Source organism: Enterobacter sp. E1 (assembly GCF_016809815.1).
GTDB lineage: Bacteria > Pseudomonadota > Gammaproteobacteria > Enterobacterales > Enterobacteriaceae > Enterobacter > Enterobacter adelaidei.
Genome location: NZ_JAFBJM010000001.1, coordinates 729415 through 751531 on the forward strand (window position 1 = coordinate 729415; position 22117 = coordinate 751531).

20 protein-coding genes are annotated in these 22117 nt (G+C 54.2%); 16 read left to right on the plus strand and 4 right to left on the minus strand.

The annotated features are described in order from the left end of the window. Positions 1-53 precede the first annotated feature (53 nt). The 4 genes from glnH to ybiO all read left to right on the plus strand — a co-directional run bounded on the left by glnH (position 54) and on the right by ybiO (position 4599). A complete protein-coding gene (gene glnH, locus JGF26_RS03610) occupies positions 54-797 on the plus strand; it encodes a glutamine ABC transporter substrate-binding protein GlnH (RefSeq protein ID WP_023310880.1) in 744 nt (247 codons plus the stop codon). Between the two features lie 84 nt (positions 798-881). Further along, positions 882-1541 carry a glutamine ABC transporter permease GlnP gene (glnP, locus tag JGF26_RS03615; protein ID WP_003858462.1) on the plus strand — a complete coding sequence of 220 codons (660 nt, stop codon included), beginning with the start codon at positions 882-884 and terminating at the stop codon, positions 1539-1541. Next, entirely contained in the window at positions 1538-2260 is a 723-nt protein-coding gene (glnQ, locus tag JGF26_RS03620; RefSeq protein ID WP_014069454.1) for a glutamine ABC transporter ATP-binding protein GlnQ, read from the plus strand. Before glnP ends, glnQ begins: the two co-directional genes overlap by 4 nt. Before the next feature lie 125 nt (positions 2261-2385). Beyond that, a complete protein-coding gene (ybiO, locus tag JGF26_RS03625; RefSeq protein ID WP_134707345.1) occupies positions 2386-4599 on the plus strand; it encodes a mechanosensitive channel protein in 2214 nt (737 codons plus the stop codon). Between the two features lie 47 nt (positions 4600-4646). Here ybiO and rlmF read toward each other — a convergent pair whose 3' ends face one another. Further along, entirely contained in the window at positions 4647-5558 is a 912-nt protein-coding gene (gene rlmF, locus JGF26_RS03630) for a 23S rRNA (adenine(1618)-N(6))-methyltransferase RlmF (RefSeq protein ID WP_167587147.1), read from the minus strand. 244 nt (positions 5559-5802) lie between these two features. Here rlmF and JGF26_RS03635 point away from each other — a divergent pair, with 244 nt between their 5' ends. From JGF26_RS03635 to ybiJ, 3 genes are all read left to right on the plus strand, one after another. Next, on the plus strand, positions 5803-6069 hold the full coding sequence (locus tag JGF26_RS03635; protein WP_028019367.1) for a YdgH/BhsA/McbA-like domain containing protein: 267 nt from the start codon (positions 5803-5805) through the stop codon (positions 6067-6069). A gap of 124 nt (positions 6070-6193) precedes the next feature. Then, complete coding sequence (locus tag JGF26_RS03640) at positions 6194-6460, plus strand: DksA/TraR family C4-type zinc finger protein (protein WP_028019368.1); 267 nt, start codon at positions 6194-6196, stop codon at positions 6458-6460. A gap of 285 nt (positions 6461-6745) precedes the next feature. Continuing rightward, a complete protein-coding gene (gene ybiJ / locus JGF26_RS03645) occupies positions 6746-7006 on the plus strand; it encodes a DUF1471 family protein YbiJ (RefSeq protein ID WP_028019369.1) in 261 nt (86 codons plus the stop codon). Positions 7007-7119: 113 nt separating this feature from the next. On the opposite strand, the gene ybiB is transcribed toward ybiJ, so the two are convergent. Next, complete coding sequence (ybiB, locus tag JGF26_RS03650; RefSeq protein WP_134707344.1) at positions 7120-8082, minus strand: DNA-binding protein YbiB; 963 nt, start codon at positions 8080-8082, stop codon at positions 7120-7122. 256 nt (positions 8083-8338) lie between these two features. Between ybiB and JGF26_RS03655 the strand changes: the two genes are divergently transcribed. The 5 genes from JGF26_RS03655 to JGF26_RS03675 all read left to right on the plus strand — a co-directional run bounded on the left by JGF26_RS03655 (position 8339) and on the right by JGF26_RS03675 (position 13710). Then, positions 8339-8875 (plus strand): fimbrial protein, encoded by a 537-nt coding sequence (locus JGF26_RS03655; RefSeq protein ID WP_108090546.1) that lies wholly within the window; start codon positions 8339-8341, stop codon positions 8873-8875. 68 nt (positions 8876-8943) lie between these two features. Further along, a complete protein-coding gene (locus JGF26_RS03660) occupies positions 8944-9618 on the plus strand; it encodes a molecular chaperone (protein WP_128347853.1) in 675 nt (224 codons plus the stop codon). 27 nt (positions 9619-9645) lie between these two features. Beyond that, positions 9646-12201 (plus strand): fimbria/pilus outer membrane usher protein, encoded by a 2556-nt coding sequence (locus JGF26_RS03665; protein WP_134707343.1) that lies wholly within the window; start codon positions 9646-9648, stop codon positions 12199-12201. Between the two features lie 22 nt (positions 12202-12223). Beyond that, on the plus strand, positions 12224-13210 hold the full coding sequence (locus JGF26_RS03670) for a fimbrial protein (protein ID WP_134707342.1): 987 nt from the start codon (positions 12224-12226) through the stop codon (positions 13208-13210). Beyond that, positions 13207-13710 (plus strand): fimbrial protein, encoded by a 504-nt coding sequence (locus JGF26_RS03675; protein WP_028019375.1) that lies wholly within the window; start codon positions 13207-13209, stop codon positions 13708-13710. The genes JGF26_RS03670 and JGF26_RS03675 overlap by 4 nt, the downstream gene beginning before the upstream one ends. On the opposite strand, the gene dinG is transcribed toward JGF26_RS03675, so the two are convergent. Further along, a complete protein-coding gene (dinG, locus tag JGF26_RS03680; protein WP_134707341.1) occupies positions 13697-15874 on the minus strand; it encodes an ATP-dependent DNA helicase DinG in 2178 nt (725 codons plus the stop codon). The two genes, JGF26_RS03675 and dinG, sit on opposite strands and share 14 nt — an antisense overlap. Before the next feature lie 97 nt (positions 15875-15971). Beyond that, the gene (gene rhlE / locus JGF26_RS03685; RefSeq protein ID WP_028019377.1) at positions 15972-17351 is read right to left on the minus strand and encodes an ATP-dependent RNA helicase RhlE; all 1380 of its coding nucleotides are present in this window, start codon (positions 17349-17351) and stop codon (positions 15972-15974) included. Positions 17352-17587: 236 nt separating this feature from the next. On the opposite strand from rhlE, the gene cecR reads away from it, so the two are divergent. The 4 genes from cecR to JGF26_RS03705 are packed head-to-tail and all read left to right on the plus strand — an operon-like array spanning position 17588 to position 22112. After that, on the plus strand, positions 17588-18265 hold the full coding sequence (gene cecR, locus JGF26_RS03690; RefSeq protein ID WP_049008677.1) for a transcriptional regulator CecR: 678 nt from the start codon (positions 17588-17590) through the stop codon (positions 18263-18265). Further along, a complete protein-coding gene (hlyD, locus tag JGF26_RS03695; protein WP_049008678.1) occupies positions 18262-19257 on the plus strand; it encodes a secretion protein HlyD in 996 nt (331 codons plus the stop codon). The genes cecR and hlyD overlap by 4 nt, the downstream gene beginning before the upstream one ends. Next, positions 19250-20989: an ATP-binding cassette domain-containing protein gene (locus JGF26_RS03700; RefSeq protein ID WP_049008680.1), complete on the plus strand. Its 1740-nt coding sequence runs from the start codon at positions 19250-19252 to the stop codon at positions 20987-20989. The genes hlyD and JGF26_RS03700 overlap by 8 nt, the downstream gene beginning before the upstream one ends. Beyond that, on the plus strand, positions 20979-22112 hold the full coding sequence (locus JGF26_RS03705; RefSeq protein ID WP_049008681.1) for an ABC transporter permease: 1134 nt from the start codon (positions 20979-20981) through the stop codon (positions 22110-22112). Before JGF26_RS03700 ends, JGF26_RS03705 begins: the two co-directional genes overlap by 11 nt. Positions 22113-22117 lie beyond the last annotated feature (5 nt).

The following is a 22117-nucleotide window of genomic DNA, read 5'->3' on the forward strand; positions in this document are numbered from 1 at the left end:
TTGTGCCACCTGTTCTCGCAGGGGATCGCCCCGTGGATATAAAAGGAAATGCTATGAAGTCTGTATTAAAAGTTTCACTGGCTGCACTTACCCTGGCTTTTGCGGTGTCCTCTCAGGCTGCCGACAAACTGGTTGTGGCGACCGACACGGCGTTCGTTCCGTTTGAATTCAAACAGGGTGATAAATACGTTGGTTTTGATGTGGATCTGTGGGCCGCTGTCGCAAAAGAACTCAAACTGGATTACACCCTGAAGCCAATGGACTTCAGCGGCATCATCCCGGCACTGCAAACCAAGAACGTTGATCTGGCGCTGGCAGGCATCACCATTACCGATGAACGTAAAAAAGCGATCGACTTCTCTGACGGCTACTACAAAAGCGGCCTGCTGGTGATGGTCAAAGCTGACAATAACGACGTAAAAAGCGTGAAAGATCTCGACGGTAAAGTGGTGGCAGTGAAGAGCGGCACCGGTTCTGTTGATTACGCAAAAGCAAATATCAAAACCAAAGACCTGCGTCAGTTCCCGAACATCGACAATGCATACATGGAACTCGGCACCAACCGTGCTGATGCAGTTCTGCATGATACGCCAAACATCCTTTACTTCATCAAAACAGCGGGTAACGGCAAGTTCAAAGCTGTCGGTGAATCTCTTGAAGCACAGCAGTATGGTATCGCGTTCCCTAAAGGCAGCGATGACCTGCGTACAAAAGTTAACGGCGCGCTGAAAACGCTGAAAGAGAACGGCACCTACAACGAAATCTACAAAAAATGGTTCGGTACTGAGCCTAAATAATAATACGTAACAATGACGTTCACTCGGGGGCGACCTTTCGCCCCTGATATTTTTGAAACACGGTAACAGTAACAGGAAAATATCATGCAGTTTGACTGGAGCGCCATCTGGCCTGCCATTCCACTCTTGCTTGAAGGCGCCAAGATGACCCTGTGGATTTCGGTCCTGGGTCTGGTTGGTGGGTTGATAATCGGTCTTGTCGCCGGTTTCGCCCGCACCTACGGTGGCTGGATTGCAAACCACATCGCACTGGTTTTCATCGAAGTGATCCGCGGCACCCCTATTGTCGTGCAGGTCATGTTCATCTACTTCGCCCTGCCAATGGCCTTCACCGACCTGCGTATCGATCCTTTCAGTGCGGCCGTCGTGACCATTATGATCAACTCAGGCGCCTACATTGCGGAAATCACCCGCGGTGCAGTGCTGTCGATTCATAAAGGTTTCAGTGAAGCCGGTCTGGCGTTAGGCCTTTCACGTCGCGAAACGATCCGCCACGTGATTTTGCCTCTGGCACTTCGCCGTATGCTGCCACCACTCGGTAACCAGTGGATCATCAGCATTAAAGATACGTCGCTGTTCATCGTTATCGGCGTGGCTGAGCTGACCCGTCAGGGGCAGGAGATCATTGCTGGCAACTTCCGCGCGCTGGAAATCTGGAGTGCGGTGGCCGTTGTCTACCTGATCATTACTCTGGTTCTGAGCTTTGTTCTGCGTCGTCTTGAAAGAAGGATGAAAATCCTGTGATTGAATTTAAAAACGTTTCCAAGCACTTTGGCCCAACCCAGGTGCTGCACAATATTGATTTGAACATTAAGCAGGGTGAAGTGGTGGTCATTATCGGGCCATCCGGTTCCGGTAAATCGACGCTGCTGCGCTGCATCAACAAGCTGGAAGAGATCACCAGCGGCGATCTGATCGTCGATGGTCTGAAAGTGAATGACCCGAAAGTGGACGACCGCCTGATTCGTCAGGAAGCGGGTATGGTGTTCCAGCAGTTCTACCTGTTCCCGCACCTGACGGCGCTGGAGAACGTGATGTTTGGCCCACTGCGCGTGCGCGGTGCCAACAAAGCGGCGGCGGAAGCACTGGCAAAAGATCTGCTCGCCAAAGTCGGTCTGGCAGAACGTGCGCACCACTACCCTTCCGAGCTGTCCGGCGGTCAACAGCAGCGTGTGGCTATTGCCCGCGCGCTGGCGGTCAAACCGAAAATGATGCTGTTTGATGAGCCAACCTCTGCGCTTGACCCGGAACTTCGCCACGAAGTGCTGAAAGTCATGCAGGATCTGGCAGAAGAAGGAATGACGATGGTTATCGTGACCCACGAAATCGGCTTTGCTGAGAAAGTGGCGTCCCGCCTGATCTTTATTGATAAAGGCCGTATCGCGGAAGACGGTAACCCGCAGGAATTGATTGCGAACCCGCCAAGCCAGCGTTTGCAGGAGTTCCTGCAGCACGTCTCCTGATCTCTTGCTTTACACGTAAGCCGGGCATGCCCGGCTTTTTTACGCCAGATTGTTCCCCAAAAAAACCCTCTGCTCTCCGCACTCTATACTTATCATTTTGCACGATATTTTCACCGGAGGGCGCCGTGCCGTGGTTCCTGCTGCTGTTGATAAGCCTGTTTAGTGTGCCATCTCTCGCCGTGGCGATCCCCGGTGTCACTACCGGAACCACTGCTACCCAGCAAAATGCGCCGCCGACGGAACCGGATGTTGAACAAAAAAAAGCGGCTTACAGCGCGCTTGCTGACGTCCTCGAGAACGACACCTCCCGGCAGGAACTCATTGGTCAGTTGCGGAAAGTGGCCGCCACGCCGCCGCAGGCGTCGGTGCCAACCCTCACACCTCCGCAAGTGGAGGAGCAAAAAACGGTGCTGGAAAACGTCACTGACGTGAGCCGCCACTATGGGGAAGCACTCTCCTCGCGCTTCGCTCAGCTTTACCGCAACCTGATTGGCTCACCGCATAAGCCCTTTAACCCACAAACGTTTACCGCCGCTGCTACACAGTTCCTGATGCTGGCGGGCGCGGTTTTTCTTTTTTACTGGCTGGTGCGCCTGTGCGCATGGCCGCTGTACCGCAAAATGGGGCAATGGGGGCGCAGGAAGAATCAGCAGAAAAGCAGCTGGCTGCACCTGCCGTTGATGATAGCCTCAGCGTTTATCATTGATTTACTGCTGCTGGCGTTGACGCTGTTTTTAGGCCAGATGCTGGCCGACAAGCTGAATGCTGGCAACAAAACCATCGCCTTCCAGCAATCACTTTTCCTGAATGCCTTTGCCCTGATCGAGTTTTTTAAAGCGCTGTTGCGGTTACTCTTTTGTCCGCGCGTACCGGCGTTGCGACCTTTCACCATCGGGGATGTGAGCGCAAAATACTGGGCACTGCGTCTCAGCGTGCTCAGCGGGTTGATTGGCTATGGTCTGCTGGTTGCCGTGCCGATCATCTCCAACCAGGTGAACGTCCAGTTTGGTGCGCTGGCAAACGTGCTGATCATGCTCTGTATTACCGTCTGGTCGCTGTACCTAATCTTTCATAATAAAAGGGCGATTACCGCAAGTCTGCTGCATCTGGCCGACCGTTCTCTCTCGTTCTTTAGCCTCTTTATTCGCGCTTTTGCGCTGGTGTGGCACTGGCTGGCAAGCGCTTACTTTATCGTGCTGTGCTTCTTCTCGCTGTTCGATCCCGGCAACAGCCTGAAATTTATGATGGGAGCGACGTTCAAAAGTCTGGCCATTATCGGCATCGCGGCATTTGTGTCGGGGTTGTTGTCCCGCTGGATCTCGAAAACCATCACCCTCTCGCCTCAGGTACAGCGAAATTATCCGGAACTGCAAAAACGGGTTAACGGCTGGATGTCCGTCTCACTCAAAGTGGCGCGCATTTTGACCGTCTGCGTGGCGGTAATGCTGCTTCTGAATGCATGGAGCCTGTTTGATTTCTGGAACTGGCTGCACAACGGTGCGGGTGAAAAAACGGTCGACATTCTGATTCGCATTGCGCTAATTTTGTTCTTCTCCGCCGTCGGCTGGACGCTGCTGGCGAGTCTTATTGAGAACCGTCTGGTATCGGATATACACGGCAGACCGCTGCCCAGCGCGCGCGCGAGGACGCTGTTAACCCTGTTCCGCAACGCGCTGGCGGTGATAATCAGCACCATCACCATCATGATTGTGCTCTCGGAAATCGGCGTGAATATCGCCCCGCTGCTGGCGGGGGCCGGTGCTCTGGGGCTGGCCATCTCCTTCGGTTCGCAAACGCTGGTGAAGGATATTATTACCGGCATCTTTATTCAGTTTGAGAACGGGATGAATACGGGCGATCTGGTGACGATTGGGCCATTAACCGGCACGGTAGAGCGGATGTCCATTCGCTCTGTCGGCGTGCGTCAGGACACCGGTGCATACCATATAATTCCCTGGTCTTCGATCACCACCTTCGCCAACTTTGTGCGCGGCATTGGTTCCGTCGTGGCGAACTACGATGTGGACCGTCATGAAGATGCAGACAAAGCTAAACAGGCGCTGCGCGATGCGGTGGAAGAACTGATGCAGATGGAGGATATTCGCGGGCTGGTGATCGGGGAGCCATCATTTGCCGGCATTGTCGGGCTGACGAACACGGCATTTACCCTGCGCGTCTCGTTCACCACGCAGCCGCTGAAGCAGTGGACGGTGCGCTTTGCCCTCGACAGCATGGTGAAAAAACATTTTGACCTGGCGAATGTGCGGATGCCTGTACAGACGTATCAGTTACTGCAGCCCCCCGCATCGCCGCTCCCACCGCAGGAGCCGACGCTGTAGCCTGGTTGCCGGGTGGCGGCTTCGCCTGACCCGGGCTGCGAGACATATTATTTGCGGCGCTTGTTATCGTCCATAAACGACCAGGCGATAAAGCGACTCTGTTTCTGACCTTGCGCCATCTCTTTTTTCACCACTTTCACGGCACCCGCTTCGGTCAGGGCACGGTAGAGTGGCGGCAGGTTATCTCCACGGGAAACCAGCGTCGTGAACCACTTCACCTGGCGGCCAAACTGCTTACTTTCATCAATCATGCGCAGGATAAAGGCGACTTCACCGCCCTCGCACCACAACTCCTGCTGCTGTCCGCCAAAGTTCAGCGCCGCATCTTCCGCCTGCCCCAGATTGCGGCGCTTACGTTCGCTGCCCGCACGAGCCGCTGCCGCTGAATCATGGAACGGTGGGTTGCACATCGTGGCATCGTAGTTTTCGTTTTTGTGAATAATGCCGTTGAATATCGAGGCCGCATCTTTCTGACGACGCAGACGAATGGCGCGGCTTAATCCTGGGTTCGCGCTGATAATCGCCTGGGCGCTGGCAAAGGCCTCGGCACCGATTTCACTCCCGGTAAAACGCCACTGATACTCATGAGCGCCAATCAACGGATAGATCAGGTTTGCCCCGGTACCGATATCCAGGACGGTGGCTTGCTGCGGAACAACACCGCCACGGTCGTCAGCAAGGAGATCGGCCAGGTGGTGAATGTAATCAGCACGCCCCGGTACAGGAGGACAGAGAAAGCCTTCCGGAATATCCCAGTGAGCCACTCCGTAAAAATGCGCCAGCAGGGCTTTATTCAGTATTTTAACTGCCTGGGGGTCAGCAAAGTTCACCGAAGGCTCGCCCGCAGGCGTCTGAACAATATAGTCCTGCAGTGGAGGGCAGCTCTGGCATAACGCATTCATGTCGTAGCGGCTGCGATGGCGATTTCGTGGGTGCAATCCCGGCTTTTGGGAAGTCATGGCATTCTCCTTTAAACAGCGGCGTAAGATACCCTTTGCAGGCCCAACGGTAAATCTTTCTCTTTGATGCTCAAAAAAGCGACAAAAATCAATCACCTTTATGTCTATGATCTGTCAGTACATTGTCAATTTTCGTTGTTCAAAAAATAAGCAGATCATCATCAAATATTTGCGCTAAGTCACATTCGTCAGGCTTCTAAACTTAAAGGGAAATCACCTGTTGTTTCCTCATGAGGATGTGATTATGAAAAAGTATCTAGCCCTTACTGTAATCGCAGCCGCCCTGGCGACCGCGTCTTTCTCCGCTATGGCCGTTCAGTCACTGACCCAAAGTACCGATACTAGCCAGCTACGTCCTGCGGGCACCGTTTCGGTTAGCCGCGCTAGCAACCTTGACGATCTGCAGGATAAATTGGCCGAAAAAGCGCGCCAGGAAGGTGCAAAAGGATATGAGATCAATTCTGCGAGCGGCAATAACCATCTGTTTGGCACTGCGACCATCTATAAATAATCCGACGTCCACTCAACACGCTGCATCTGCAACACAGATGCAGTTTTCCCTCCCCGATACCTTGACTGTTCATTTTTTAACCCCATATTGAGCGTATCACTTCAAGAGATTCCAGGAGGAGTTCATGGCTTCCGGTTGGGCGAATGACGACGCCGTTAACGAACAGATCAACAGTACGATTGAAGATGCCGTTGCCCGTGCTCGCGGTGAAATTCCGCGCGGCGAAAGTTTATCGGAATGCGAAGAATGTGGAGAACCCATTCCAGAGGCACGACGTAAAGCCATTCCAGGCGTGCGGCTATGCATAACCTGCCAGCAGGATAAAGATTCAAAAATGTCATTAAATTCGGGATATAATCGCAGAGGTTCGAAAGACAGCCAGTTACGTTGACTCTCCTTTACGTAAGCTAACCACCCAAACGCATTCCTTTACTCTCACGATTTTTAGTGAAACGCGTAGCAAAATGTGCCCTTCTCAACGCTTCTGTAAAGCGCTTCAACAAGAAGTGTAAAGTGGCACTTTGAATTTATTAATATTCAATAAGTTATTTGTCATTCAATTTTTTTGAGCAACCACGTCAATTCTCTTCGATTTTATCCTCCACAAAAAAGCGTGATACTTATCACATCGACGGAACATCGTCCCCTTAACAGAATAACCTGCGAGAGATTAACTATGAAAACCATCAAATATGCTGTTGCTGCTGTTGCCCTGTCCGCTCTGTCTTTTGGCGCATTTGCTGCAGAGCCTGTCTCTTCTACTCAGGCCCAGGGCATGAATAAAATCGGTGTGGTAAGTGCAGAAGGCGCGACCACGCTGGACGGTCTGGAAGCCAAACTGGCTGAAAAAGCCGCAGCTGCCGGTGCAAGCGGGTACACCATCACCTCCGCTAACACCAACAACAAGCTGAGCGGTACTGCGGTTATTTACAAATAATCGAACGAATTATGCTCCACCCTCACCGTACCCTCTGGTGAGATGCTCCACCCCTCATTGACCCTGTTGTTACCCTTGCTTGCCCGTCCGCCACTGGACGGGCTTTTTTTTGCTTAAAACGCCTCTTCAACGCGTTTTAGCCCTGCTTCGATCGTTTCAACTTCCCCGGTAGCCAGCAAACAACAGGCCATCTGTAGCTTGAGGGAATGCGGAACGGGCACATTTCCGGCAAGGCACTGCTCAATCCAGTGCGCGGTGGTGTGCGGATCTTTTGCTTCAGGCAATATCACGCCGCTATTTTCGTCCCCACGCTCCAGAATGGCGCGCGTACCGACGGAATCAATCAGCACCACCTGAGGGCAGCGCTGCGGGTTAGCATAAACCTCGCCCTCTGTGCCATGCATCAGCAATGCCCTGCCCCCAATGTCCTCAAAGAATTTACCCACACGCGCAACATATTCCGGGTGAGAAACACTGGAAAGACGCAGAGCGGCATCTTCACCAAAAGGTGTCGCCAGTTTCGCCAGGGTGTGCGCGCTGTTACGCACCCCCATGCGCCAGCGCATATCAAGCTGCTTTTCCAGCGGTGGGCAAAGTGCACCGACAGGGATGTAAACCGGTTGATGACCATCCAGTTTCGCCTGTGCCTGGCCAGCATGTCGTGTTGGCGCGATCCCCAGCATCCCGAAAATGGTCTCCGTCAGTACGCGCGTAGGATCTTCGCTCACGCCGTGAACCACCACCGGAAACCCGAGTTTGTGTAATAAGATAGCCAGCAGTGGAGTGAGGTTTGCCTGCTTGCGCGCACCGTTATAGCTCGGGATCACAATCGGCATCGGTTTTGCCACCGGCGGCGTTAAGCGCAGCGTATGCGCCTGCATGGCTTCATAGAAGCCGCGCATCTCCGCTTCACCTTCTCCCTTGATACGCAGCGCAATCAGAATGCCCCCCATCTCCAGGTCAGGAACCTCACCATTGAGCATATGGGTGTAAAGCGCACGAGCGGTTTCATGGTCCAGATCGCGGGCATGATTTTTTCCGCGCCCTACTTCTTTGATAATTTTGCGATAATCCACGACATCTCTCCTGAAAACATCATCTTGTTAACAATATAGCCCTGAAGAACCTACAGACGTTAGTTTTTTTCAACCGGATCAACCTTCTGTTTTTATGATGAAAAGTGAAACTCAAGCACTATTTCAATTATTTGTAATTCCGCCAGAAGATTCTTAATACGTCATTATTTGCTTAAATAGCCAGCGGAAAGTCATTAAGGGTCACTGGTGAAAACGTCCAGGCAGCGTTCTCACCAGAAACATACCAGGATTTGTTATGAACAAGGTTGCTTTAGGTTTATTCATCGCCGCAATAGTGGGATGTTCTGCATCTGCATTAGCGGCAACAAACGGTGAAGGTCAGATAAACTTCACCGGGGAAATAATTGATTCTGCTTGTCAGGTAGTTAATGGGTTAAGTAATCCATTAAATGTTCAGCTAGGTAAAGTGTCTAAAACGGTATTTACCGGTGCGGGCTCTACCAGCACGTTAACGAAGTTCGATATTCAGCTAAAAGATTGTCCGGAAACCGTTACCTCCGCTGCGATTAACTTCGGCGGGACGCCGGATGCGAATAATAACGCCACGCTGGCATTAACGCCGGATGTGGATGCTGCAACAGGTGTGGCTATTCAACTGGTTGATGCTTCTGAACAACCCGTGAGTCTGTATACGCCGTCTCAGCAATATCCGTTAGCCTCCGGCACGACGGTCAACGACCTGATATTCGGCGCACGGTATATTCAAACCGGGGCCGCAATTACCGCAGGTCCGGCTAACTCTGTATCGACCTTCACCGTTATCTATAACTGATATTATCCATCCTGAGATATTAACGTTTTTATCGGCGTTAATATCTCTTCTTTTTTTGAGAAATAGTTATGCGCCACGGTTATTTACTGAGCACTCTTTTACTGGCAGCCGCCACTGCGCATGCAGGTGTTATTATTAATGGCACCCGTCTGGTCTACCATGGAGATAAAAAGGAGTCCTCTCTTGGCCTTTCAAACCCAGATACAACGGATTATCTGGTACAGTCCTGGGTCGACTCTGGCGGTAAAAACCTGGCCAAAGCCCCCTTTTTGATCACACCCCCGCTTTTTCGTCTTGATGCACAAGAGGATAACGTGCTGCGCGTGGTACGCACCGGTGGAAATTTACCGGAAGATCGTGAATCACTGTACTGGTTAAATATCAAAGCCATTCCCTCTTCAAAACATGTTGAAGGGATGAATACCCTGCAAATTGCCATTAATACGCGCATAAAATTGTTGTATCGCCCTACTTCAGTTAAAGGTAAACCTGAAGATGTCGCAAATAAACTTGAGTGGCATCGTGAAGGCAACGATCTGGTCGTCAATAACCCAACGCCATTCTATATGAATTTCCAGAAGGTGACGCTGAACGGCCATAAAGTGGATAAAGCCACGTGGGCAATACCTGAAACGGAAACACATTTTGCCTTACCTGGCAACGTCAGCGGTTCCACTGTCGCGTATTCCATTATTACGGATTACGGCAGTATCAGCCAGACATGGTCGAAATCAGTCCACTAATATTACGCGCAGACAATTACTATAATCATGTACAGCCATAAAAAGCCGTTCACCTGCCGAATTTCATCACTGCTGGTCATTTTATGTGGCCTGGCGCTGGCGATCTTTGCACAGCAGGTTATGGCTGATGATTATTTTAACCCGGCATTACTGGATATTGATAATCCTCAACAGGGAAAGACCGATCTGTCCGTTTACGAAAAAGGACCAGGGCAGGCACCGGGAAAATATCAGGTCGCCATTTTTATTAATAACAATAAAATTGATACACGTGACGTCACGTTCAAATTACAAAAAGATCCGCAAGGTAATAACTCTCTTCAGCCCTGCTTTAGTCTGAGCGACTTAAAAAGCCTGGGTATCAAAACCCAAAAATATCCAGAGCTGATGGCAAAAGGCCAGTGCGCTGATTTAAACACCATCCCGGCAGCCTCCGCGTCGTTCCACGTTCGCAATCAACAGCTGCTGCTCAGTGTTCCGCAACTGGCACTAGGCCAGGTTCCACGGGGCTATATCGACCCAAAAGAGTTCGATGAAGGGATCACGGCTGGTCTGCTCAATTACAGTGCGACCGCGAGCCAAAGCCACGCGCTGCAACAGGGTGAACAGGATACCAGCAGCCAGTACGTCAATCTCCGGCCTGGCCTTAACATTGGCGCATGGCGGTTGAGAAACTACTCGACATGGAACCGCAGCACCACGGGTAAAGAACAACAGCAGACGTTTTCATCCATTTATACCTACGCCCAGCGCGATATTGTGGCGATGAAAAGCAGCCTGACGGTCGGACAAAGTTCTTCCCCTGCCGACGTGTTTGATAGCGTGCCTTATACCGGCGTACAGCTTAACTCCGACAGCGACATGCTCCCGGACAGCGAGAAAGGGTATGCCCCGATTATTCGCGGTACAGCACACAGTAACGCTCTGGTGATGGTGCGACAGAACGGTTACGTCATTTATCAAAATACCGTTGCGCCCGGTGCGTTTGAGATCAACGACCTCTACCCGACAGGCAGCAGCGGCGATCTTCAGGTGACGGTAAAAGAAACAGACGGCAGCGAAAGCCATTTCGTGGTGCCCTACGCTTCAGTACCGGTACTCCAGCGTGAACATAACCTGCGCTATAGCGTCACTGCTGGCCGTTATCGATCATATGACAGCGATGTAGAGAAAACGCCGTTTGCCCAGGGCAGCGCAATTTATGGTTTACCGTATGGTTTCACTGCCTATGGTGGGGTTCAGCAGAGTAACCATTATCAGTCCCAGGCGCTGGGCGTGGGGAAAAACATGGGTGATTTAGGCGCCTTTTCCATCGACGTGACCCGTGCAAAAGCCCTGCTTAAAAAGCAACAGGCCAGCAAAGGCCAGTCCTGGCGTGTGCGTTACAGCAAAGATTTTGCAGGCTCCGGTACCAACTTCTCTCTCGCGGGCTATCGCTACAACAGCAAAGGGTTTTACACCCTGGAAGACACCATGGAGTCCTGGACCCGCTCGGACGACTGGTCTGCCCCACAACAGCGTCGCGCGCGGACTGAAGCCACCATCGACCAGACGCTGCCCAAAGGGTGGGGGTCCGTCACCCTGAGCATGGTGAAAGAGACCTACTGGAGCCAGAGTCAGGACATGACCTCCATGAGCGTCAGCTACAACAACAGCTGGCATGGAGTGAGCTACAGCCTGAGCTACAGCCTGAGCTACAGCATGAACAAAAATACTGACGACAGCGACGAGAACGGGGAGTCGGTCACAAACGACAACCAGTTCTCTCTGAGTGTCTCCGTTCCGCTTGACCACTGGATGCACAACACATGGGCTACGTACAATCTGAATAACACCAAAGAGGGTACCACGCAGAATATTGGCCTGAACGGCACGGCGCTGAAGGAGGAGAATCTCAACTGGAATATTCAGGAAGGGTTGAGCACAACCGGCAGCGGTAATTCCACCAGTGCGAATGCCGACTATAAGGCAACCTATGGCGAAGTGAGCGGCGGTATTAGTCAGGATAAATATCAGCGCACGGTGAACATGGCTCTGCAGGGTGGCGTCGTGGCGCATGCTAACGGCATCACGTTAAGTCAGCCTCTAGGGGAAACCATCGCTCTGGTAAAAGCGCCGGGGACCCATGGCACACATATCACCAACCAGACGGGAGTCGAGACCGATTTCCGTGGCTATACCGTTGTGCCATTTGTCACCGCCTATCGCCATAACACCATTTCGCTGGACACCGAAACGCTACCAGAGGATGCCGACGTGACCCACGCCGCGCAGATTGTCACCCCGACACGTGGGGCAGTCGTTCGGGCGAGCTTCAACACCCGTGTGGGACGTCGGGTATTGATGACGTTGACGCAAAACGGTAAACCGCTTCCCTTTGGCGCAACCGTCACCACCGACGATAAGGACAGCGAGTTCATTGTGGGCAGCGACGGCCAGACCTATCTCTCTGGCCTGGCTCAACACGGCACACTCTCGGTCTCATGGGGCCAGGAAGCCAGCGAACATTGCGTCGCGCAATACGTGCTACCGGAAGATAAAAACAAGAACTCCGTCATTAACGCTGCCGCGCAGTGTAACTGATCCATCGTACAGGCTTATGACAATGCAGATAGTAAAACAGTGTTTTTTCTTTTTGATTCTGGCGACAGCAGCGCTGTTCATGCCACATGCGAAGGCGACCTGTAACTCAACAGATTTGCCCAAGCAGATCAACGTCGCCTCAATTTCAGTCTCCACCTCGCTTGCTGTCGGTGCGACCATTCCCGGAACCGAGCAAACGGTGCACATTTCAGGGAACTGTACCAGCCCGGATGACAACGGTTTGCCCATTGTTTCCTGCTACTACGGAACCGGGAATGAAATTTCTGGACTCACTGGCGTCTACGAGTCCGGTGTCCAGGGGATTGGCGTTGCGCTGATGAACGACAAAGGTCAGCGTATCACCGGCGCAGGCGGGGTGTACTGCAATTCCACCAGCACGCCGCTGGGCTATGTCTCGGATAACGATCAGCGAACGTTCAGCTTTGACGTCACCCTTGAACTGGTGAAAACGAGCAATACCGTCACGTCCGGTACGCTTGCGCAGGATCAAACCAAATTCGGGATTGGGGTCTACCAGCATGAAGGGATCGGCAGCCCTAACACGATCTCTTACGCCGGTAATGTGACCCTGAAAGAAGTCACCTGCTCCGTTTCCCCCAAAAGTCTCACCGTGACGCTGGGTGATTTTCCGGTCAGCGACTTCACCGGGACAGGAACCCTGACGTCGCCTCATACATTCGACGTTAACATCAACTGCAACGACACCGTGCAGCCTGAAGCGATGATCACGAGTGCAAATGGCTATGATACGAACTTCCCGGGCGTCATCAACTTGACTCAGGAAACCGGTGTCGCAACGGGTATAGGGGTTCAAATGCTCTTTGACGGAGAGATCCCTGATTTTGGTACATACAGGAATACTGCCGGAATTGCGCAAGCCAATGAAACGCTGGCGATTCCTTTTCAGGTTCGTTACGAGCAAACCGCAGCCGACGTCACACCAGGCAGCGCCAACAGTATTGCCACCATCACGCTGGGGTATAAATGACAAAATATCTTCCGATTTTGCTGTTTGGCCTGGCATCTCATGCCTTTGCAGACGAAATTCAGGTGCTCATGCAGGGCAATATTTTTGCCAATACCTGTTCCGTTGACAGCGCCAGCCAGAATTTAACTGTCGATCTCGGTCAGGCGACGTCAGGTGATTTTAAAGACATCGGCGACACGGGGGTATGGAAAAACGTTGATTTAACTCTCTCGAAATGCCCGGCCACCACAACCCTCGCCACCGCCACGTTTCACGGACAGGCGGATGGCGCACATCCGACAAAATTTGCGAATAACGGCACGGCTGGCGGCCTGGCTCTCGAACTTGCCGATCGTCAGGATCACATCCTTATCGCTCCTCAGGCCAGCTTTAGCGTACTGATCAATCAAAGCGATCATACGGCAGACTTCCCCTTAGCTGCGCGTTACTACGCCACCTCAATGCCCGTCACCGCCGGCACGTTCAACAGCGTCGTGCAGGTGACCTTCACTTACCAGTAGGACCGCGCCCCTTAGCACGGAGGCTTTTCTTGCGCCCGACAGGCAATTTGGCCGGGCGTTTTTTTACCTCAGGCACTTCCGGTTGTTCGATGGGGAAAACGGGCAAAGCATTCAACAGCCGCTGACCGTAATTTTTGGTGAGCAAGCGTTTGTCGTAAATCACCACCTCACCCCAACAACCATGGCTACGGATCAGACGCCCCACCTGCTGGATCAGGTTAAACGATGCCGCGGGTAAGCTCTGCACCTCAAACGGATAGCGGTTAAGGCTTTTCAGCCATTCCCCTTCGGTGATCACTACCGGGCTGTCGATCGGCGGGAAGGCGATTTTATGGATATGCACCTGCGTCAGGTAGTCCCCTTTCAAATCCAGACCTTCAGCAAACGACTGCAAACCTACCAGCACGCTGCGCTCACCGTTATCAATGCGTTTACGGTGCGTCTCCACCAGCCGATAGCGCGGCTGATCGCCCTGCACCAGTAACAGTAAACGCAGATCGGTAACGTGCTCCAGGAAACGCTGCATCGCTCGCCCACTGGCAAATAACACCAGCATCCCGGGGTACTTTTTGCTTTCAACCTGCTCGCGGAAGTAGGCTGCCATCTCGGCAATATGCTGCTCTTCGTTGTCGATAAGCGGCTCATACTTCATGCGCGGGATCACCAACTTGCCCTGCTCACAGTGGTTAAACGGTGAGTCCAGCGCCACAAAGCGATCGCCCGCTTTCTCTTTCAGGCCGCTCATCTCCTGCAAACGCGAAAAACTGTTCAGGGAACGCAGTGTGGCCGATGTGACCACCACATGCGGCACGCTTCGCCAGATAAGTTTTTCCAGCTGATCGGCCACGCGAATACCTACGCAGTGGAAAAAGAGGTGCACTTGTCCGTCACGCACTTCGCGGGTGGCCCATTTGGTGACGGGGGCACCCGACGCCTGCGCCATCGACGCCAGCCGCCACAGCTTGCTTTGCGCTTCGAACATACCGAGTGCGCGGTTCATCTGGAGCAATATGCGGTGCAATCGCACCACATCGTGTGAACCGGTTTTCTCACTGAGATCGTTTAAAAACATCTCCGCCAGTCCGCGCAGCTTTTCAAGATGCTTCGCCAGCTGCTGACAAATCTCCATCACTTCATCCGGGAGTTCGCCCATCGCAAAGCGGTGTTCAGCCTCCTGCGTTGCCGGAAGCCAGAGATTGAGGATGTTATTGAGTGAGGCAATAAGGCTATACACCTCTTCGCAGTGTTCGCTAAGACGCTCAGGCACCGCCAGCGGTGGCGTGGTTTTCGGGCGGAACTGCTCCATGCAGGTTGCCACCAGCTTGCAAAAGAGATCCAGCTGCAGGCGGAACCACGGTGCGGTAATTTCGGCACTCATTTCCAGCGCGTCCCGCGCCACGTCCGGCAGATGGTGACCTTCATCAAGCACCAGAAGCAGGTTTTTGGGCTCCGGCAGCACCGCTTCGCTCTCGAGCGCCGCCATCACCAGCGCATGGTTGGCGACCACCACTTCCGCTTCCTGAATTTCACGTCGGGCGACAAAGAACGGGCACTCCCGATAGTAGTGGCAGTTGCGGTTCAGACAACTCGCTTTATCGGTGCTGAGCCTGCGCCATAAGTCATCGCTAATTGCCTGACTGGTGTGATCGCGCAGACCATCCCATTTGTAGCCATCGAGATCGGCTTTTAGCTTTGCACACTGTTCCTGCTCGGCCTTGTTGTTCGGCGTCAGTTCGTCATCGAGAAACGCCAGCAAATCTTGCTGATTAGGCTCGCTGCTGGCAAGTGCCGCCAGGTTACGCGGGCAGACGTAGCGCCCGCGTCCGAAAGCGGCCGTAAAACGCAGATCGGGGATGATTTTGCGCAGCAGCGGTAAATCTTTGCTGAAGATCTGATCCTGCAGCGCCACGTTGGCGGTGCTGACTACCAGCGTTTTGTCCTCTTCCCGCGCAATCGCGATGCCGGGAATGAGATACGACAAGGTTTTCCCGACGCCGGTTGGGGCTTCAATCGCCAGATGTCGCCCGTCGTCCCCGGCGAGCGTTTTTGCCACGTCAGCAATCATCTGCCGCTGCGGTGCTCGGGGGATAAAGTCGGGTATCTGCTGCTGTAGCGCCTTATACCATGCGCCAATTTGCGCCTTGAGCGCCGCGGTTAAAGCCATTGGAAAACCTGAAATACTGTATAAACAGCCACTATTGTGGCACTTTCTCTTTGTTGTCGCAAAAAGAAAAGCCCGGCTCTACGACCGGGCTTCCAGATTACTGCGGATTAGCAGGTTTACGCGGGCGGCGTCGGCGCTGCCCTTCCCCTGCTGGCTTGCCTTCGCCGCTGCGCCACGGGTTTTCACCGGCGGGTTTGGCTTCGTTGCTACGACGCGGCGGTTTGCCCGCTGATTTCGGTGCACCACCGTCGGCACGACGCGGCTGCTGACCGCGACCGCCGCCGCCCTGACCACGCCCCCCCTGACGACCGTTCTGAATCGGCTCAGCTTTAATCGACGGGTCAACTTCATAGCCCGGCGTTTGAATGCGCGGGATCTCTTTCTTCAGCAGGCGTTCGATATCACGCAGCAGCTTGTGCTCATCCACGCAAACCAGAGAAAGCGCTTCACCCGTTGCCGCCGCACGACCGGTACGGCCGATACGGTGGACATAATCTTCCGGCACATTTGGCAGCTCGTAGTTCACCACGTGCGGCAGCTCTTCAATGTCGAGACCACGGGCAGCAATGTCGGTCGCCACCAGCACGCGGATGTCGCCAGATTTGAAGTCCGCCAGCGCGCGGGTACGTGCCCCCTGGCTCTTGTTACCGTGAATGGCGGCACTGCGGATGCCATCTTTATTCAGCTGTTCCGCCAGGTGGTTCGCGCCGTGCTTGGTGCGGGTAAAGACCAGCACCTGCTGCCAGTTGCCCTGGCCGATCATCTGGGAGAGCAGTTCCCGCTTACGCTTTTTGTCAACGAAGTGAACGTGCTGGGTCACCTGCTCGGAGGCGGTGTTGCGACGCGCCACTTCCACTTCCAGCGGGTTATGCAGCAGCTTTTCTGCCAGCGCCTTAATCTCGTCGGAGAAGGTCGCGGAGAAGAGCAGATTCTGACGACGCGGTGGCAGTTTAGCCAGCACGCGGCGAATGTCGTGAATAAAGCCCATGTCGAGCATGCGGTCGGCTTCGTCCAGCACCAGAATTTCGACGTTATCCAGTTTCACCGCGTTCTGGTGTTCCAGATCCAGCAGACGACCCGGCGTTGCCACCAGCACGTCCACACCGCCGCGCAACTTCATCATCTGCGGGTTAATGCTTACACCACCGAAAACCACCAGCGAGCGAATGTTGAGATAGCGGCTGTAGTCACGCACGTTCTCGCCAATCTGAGCTGCGAGCTCACGGGTTGGGGTGAGGATCAGCGCACGAACCGGACGACGGCCTTTAGCATGCGGCTGGTTCTTTACCAGCAGCTCTAACAGCGGCAGGGTAAAACCGGCGGTTTTACCGGTACCGGTCTGGGCGCTGGCCATCAGATCGCGGCCCTGCAAGACGGCGGGGATAGCCTGCTGCTGGATTGGGGTTGGCTCGACGTAGCCCTGCTCTGCAATCGCACGCAGAATTTCCGGGTTCAGGCCAAGGGAATCAAAAGACATAAAAACTCCGAACCGCCCCGACCATCACAGGTGTAGTTTTCAGGGAGATATAACAATGGTAAGGACAAAAACCACAATGTCGTGAAGCAGCGGAGTGTAGCAGCTTTTGTGACGTGGCGCATAAAATATCCCTCAGCCATTCATCAACGAAATTTTTTCCGCCAGGGAGACAACTGGACAAAATGGTGAACCGGGCATAATGTTAATCAATCGATTGATTAATTTTTAATGCTGCTATGAATACAACCCCGACAACAACCAAAGGTGAACAGGCTAAAAGCCAGCTTATCGCCGCCGCCCTGGCACAGTTTGGCGAGTATGGTTTGCATGCCACGACGCGCGATATTGCGGCACTGGCCGGGCAGAACATTGCAGCCATACCCTACTATTTTGGCTCAAAAGAGGATTTATACCTCGCCTGTGCCCAGTGGATCGCCGATTTCATCGGCACGCAATTTCGCCCGCACGTTGAAGAAGCCAGCGGGCTGTTAAGCCAGCCTTCGCCCGATCGCGCCGCCATTCGCCAGCTAATTCTCAACGCCTGCCACAATATGATCCGCCTGCTGACGCACGACGATACGCTCAACCTGAGTAAATTTATCTCCCGCGAGCAGCTCTCCCCTACTGCCGCGTACCAGCTCGTGCACGATCAGGTGATTGCCCCGATGCATACTCACCTGACCCGGCTGATCGCCGCCTATACCGGGCGGGATGCCAACGATACCGAGACAATTTTGCATACCCACGCCCTGCTGGGTGAAATCCTCGCCTTCCGTCTGGGGCGGGAGACTATCCTGTTACGCACCGGCTGGACACAATTTGATGAGGATAAAGCCGCGCAGATTATTCAGGTCATCACCTGTCATCTCGATCTGATCCTGCAAGGTTTAACGCAAAGGAGCCTGAAGTCATGAAAAAACCTGTCGCCATCATTCTGGTGGTTGTTGTTTTGCTTGCTGCAGGAGTCGGTGGCTGGCTGTGGTATCAGAGCCACCAGGAGAGAAGCCTGACGCTGTACGGTAACGTTGATATTCGCACGGTGAATATGAGCTTCCGCGTGGGGGGGCGTCTGGCATCGCTTAACGTTGATGAAGGCGACACAATTACGCGCGGCCAGACGCTGGGTATGCTGGATAAATCCCCTTACGAGAACGCGTTGATGCAGGCAAAGGCAGGCGTATCTGTCGCCCAGGCACAATATGACCTGATGCTGGCGGGTTATCGCGATGAAGAGATTGCCCAGGCCGCCGCAGCGGTCAAACAGGCGCAGGCGGCTTACGACTACGCGCAGAACTTCTATGCCCGTCAGCAGGGGCTGTGGAAAAGCCGCACCATTTCTGCCAATGACCTCGAAAATGCCCGTTCTTCCCGCGATCAGGCGCAGGCCACGCTGAAATCCGCCCAGGACAAACTGAGTCAGTACCACACCGGTAATCGCCCGCAGGACATTGCCCAGGCGAAAGCCAGCCTTGAACAGGCTCAGGCGCAACTTGCCCAGGCCGAACTGGATCTTCACGATACCACTCTGGTTGCACCGTCTGACGGTACGCTGATGACCCGCGCCGTGGAGCCAGGCAGCATGTTAAGCGCGGGCAGCACCGTTTTAACGCTCTCGCTGACCCGTCCGGTCTGGGTGCGTGCATACATCGACGAGCCGAATCTCGGCCAGATGCAGCCGGGACGCGAGCTGTTGCTCTATACCGATGGTCGACCGGACAAGCCGTATCACGGCAAGGTGGGCTTCGTTTCCCCAACTGCCGAATTCACACCGAAAACCGTTGAAACGCCGGACCTGCGTACCGACCTGGTCTATCGCCTGCGTATCATCGTGACTGATGCGGACGACGCGCTGCGTCAAGGCATGCCTGTCACCGTAAAAGTAAACAACGGGGAACGACATGAATGACGCGGTTATTGAGCTCAGCAATCTGGTCAAACGCTTCCCGGGAATGGACAAACCGGCCGTCGCACCGCTGAATTGCACCATTCAGAAGGGCTATGTCACCGGACTGGTCGGTCCGGACGGTGCCGGCAAAACCACGCTAATGCGAATGCTGGCGGGGTTACTTAAGCCGGATGACGGAACCGCCAGCGTGCTCGGGCTCGACCCGATCAAGGATGACAGCGCGCTCCACGCCATGCTCGGCTATATGCCGCAGAAGTTTGGTCTGTATGAAGATCTGACGGTAATGGAAAACCTGAATCTGTACGCGGACCTGCGCAGCGTCACCGGCGAAACGCGACAGAAAACCTTCGCGCGCCTGCTGGAATTCACCTCCCTCGGCCCGTTCACCGACAGGCTGGCGGGTAAGCTCTCCGGCGGCATGAAACAGAAACTGGGGCTGGCCTGTACGCTGGTCGGTGAACCGAAAGTTCTGCTTCTGGATGAGCCGGGTGTCGGCGTTGACCCCATTTCTCGCCGTGAATTGTGGCAGATGGTGCACGAACTGGCAGGCGACGGGATGCTGATCCTCTGGAGCACCTCCTACCTTGACGAAGCTGAGCAGTGCCGGGATGTGCTGCTGATGAACGAAGGTGAACTGCTTTATCAGGGTGAGCCGACGACACTGACACAAAGTATGGCCGGGCGCAGTTTTCTGTTGCACAGCCCGCAGGAATCCAACCGCAAACTGCTGCAGCGGGTGCTGAAATTGCCGCAGGTCAGTGACGGGATGATTCAGGGCCGTTCGGTACGCGTGATCCTCAAGAAAGAGGCAACCGTCGACGACATTCGCCGTGCGCAAGGTATGCCTGAGATCGAGATGGAAGAGACCGCACCGCGCTTCGAAGATGCGTTTATCGATCTGCTGGGTGGCGCGGGAACGTCAGAATCTCCCCTCGGGGCGATCCTGCACACGGTTGAAGGTACGCCGGGCGAAACGGTGATTGAAGCCAAATCCCTCACTAAAAAGTTTGGTGATTTCGCCGCCACCGATAACGTGAATTTCGCGGTGAAGCGCGGTGAGATTTTTGGCCTGCTCGGGCCGAATGGTGCCGGGAAATCCACCACCTTTAAGATGATGTGCGGTTTGCTGGTACCTACCGCCGGTAAAGCGCTGGTACTGGACATGGACCTGAAGATCAGTTCCGGCAAAGCGCGTCAGCATCTGGGCTATATGGCGCAGAAGTTCTCGCTGTATGGCAACCTGACCGTCGAGCAGAATCTGCGCTTTTTCTCCGGCGTGTACGGCCTGCGCGGGCGGGCGCAGAACGAGAAAATCCGCCGCATGAGCGACGCATTCGGGTTAACCAGCATTGCCTCTCACGCAACGGATGAACTGCCGCTCGGCTTCAAACAGCGACTGGCGCTGGCCTGCTCGCTGATGCATGAGCCCGATATTCTGTTTCTTGATGAGCCTACGTCCGGCGTTGACCCCCTCACCCGTCGCGAGTTCTGGCTACATATCAACAGCATGGTTGAAAAAGGGGTTACCGTGATGGTGACAACCCACTTTATGGATGAGGCTGAGTACTGCGACCGTATCGGGCTGGTCTATCGCGGCAAGCTGATTGCCCACGGTACGCCAGATGACCTGAAAGCACAGGCCGCCGACGATGAAGTCCCGGACCCGACGATGGAGCAGGCGTTTATCACCCTCATCCACGACTGGGATAAGGAGAATGCCCATGCACAATAACGCCATTTCCTGGCGCAGGGTGCGCGCGCTGTGCATCAAAGAGACACGCCAGATCGTGCGTGACCCCAGCAGCTGGCTGATTGCGGTAGTGATCCCCCTGCTATTGTTGTTTATCTTTGGCTACGGTATTAACCTCGACTCCAGCAAGCTCAGAGTCGGTATTTTGCTGGAACAGCAGAGCAAAGAGGCGCTGGATTTCACCCACGCGATGACCGGCTCACCCTACATTGACGCCACCATCAGCGACAATCGTCAGGAACTGATCCAGAAGATGCAGGCCGGGAAGATTCGCGGTCTGATCGTCATTCCGGTGGATTTTGCCGCCAATATGGCGCGGGCGAATACCGATGCACCGATCCAGGTGATCACCGACGGCAGCGAGCCAAACACCGCGAACTTCGTGCAGGGCTACGCGGAGGGGATCTGGCAGCTGTGGCAGATGCAGCGCGCTGAAGACCGGGGTGAAACGTTCGACCCTCTGATCGACGTGCAGACCCGCTACTGGTTTAACCCCGCCGCCATCAGTCAGCACTTTATTATTCCTGGCGCGGTGACGATTATCATGACGGTCATTGGCGCGATCCTGACCTCGCTGGTGATCGCCCGCGAGTGGGAGCGTGGCACCATGGAGGCGCTGCTTTCTACCGAAGTGACGCGTGTCGAGCTGCTGCTGTGCAAACTTATCCCCTACTACTTCCTCGGCATGCTGGCGATGCTGCTCTGTATGCTTGTGTCGGTATTTATTCTCGGTGTGCCGTACCGCGGCTCGCTGGTCGTGCTGTTCTTTATCACCAGCCTGTTTCTGCTCAGCACGCTCGGCATGGGGCTGCTTATCTCCACCGTCACCCGCAACCAGTTTAACGCCGCCCAGGTGGCGCTCAACGCCGCTTTTTTACCGTCGATTATGCTGTCCGGGTTTATTTTCCAGATCGACAGCATGCCCGCCGTGATCCGCGCCGTGACCTACATTATTCCGGCGCGCTACTTCGTGAGCACGCTGCAAAGCCTGTTCCTCGCGGGAAATATTCCGGTGGTGCTGATTATCAACACGCTGTTCCTGATGGCGTCGGCAACGATGTTTATTGGCCTGACGTGGATAAAAACCAAACGGCGGCTGGATTAAGGAGC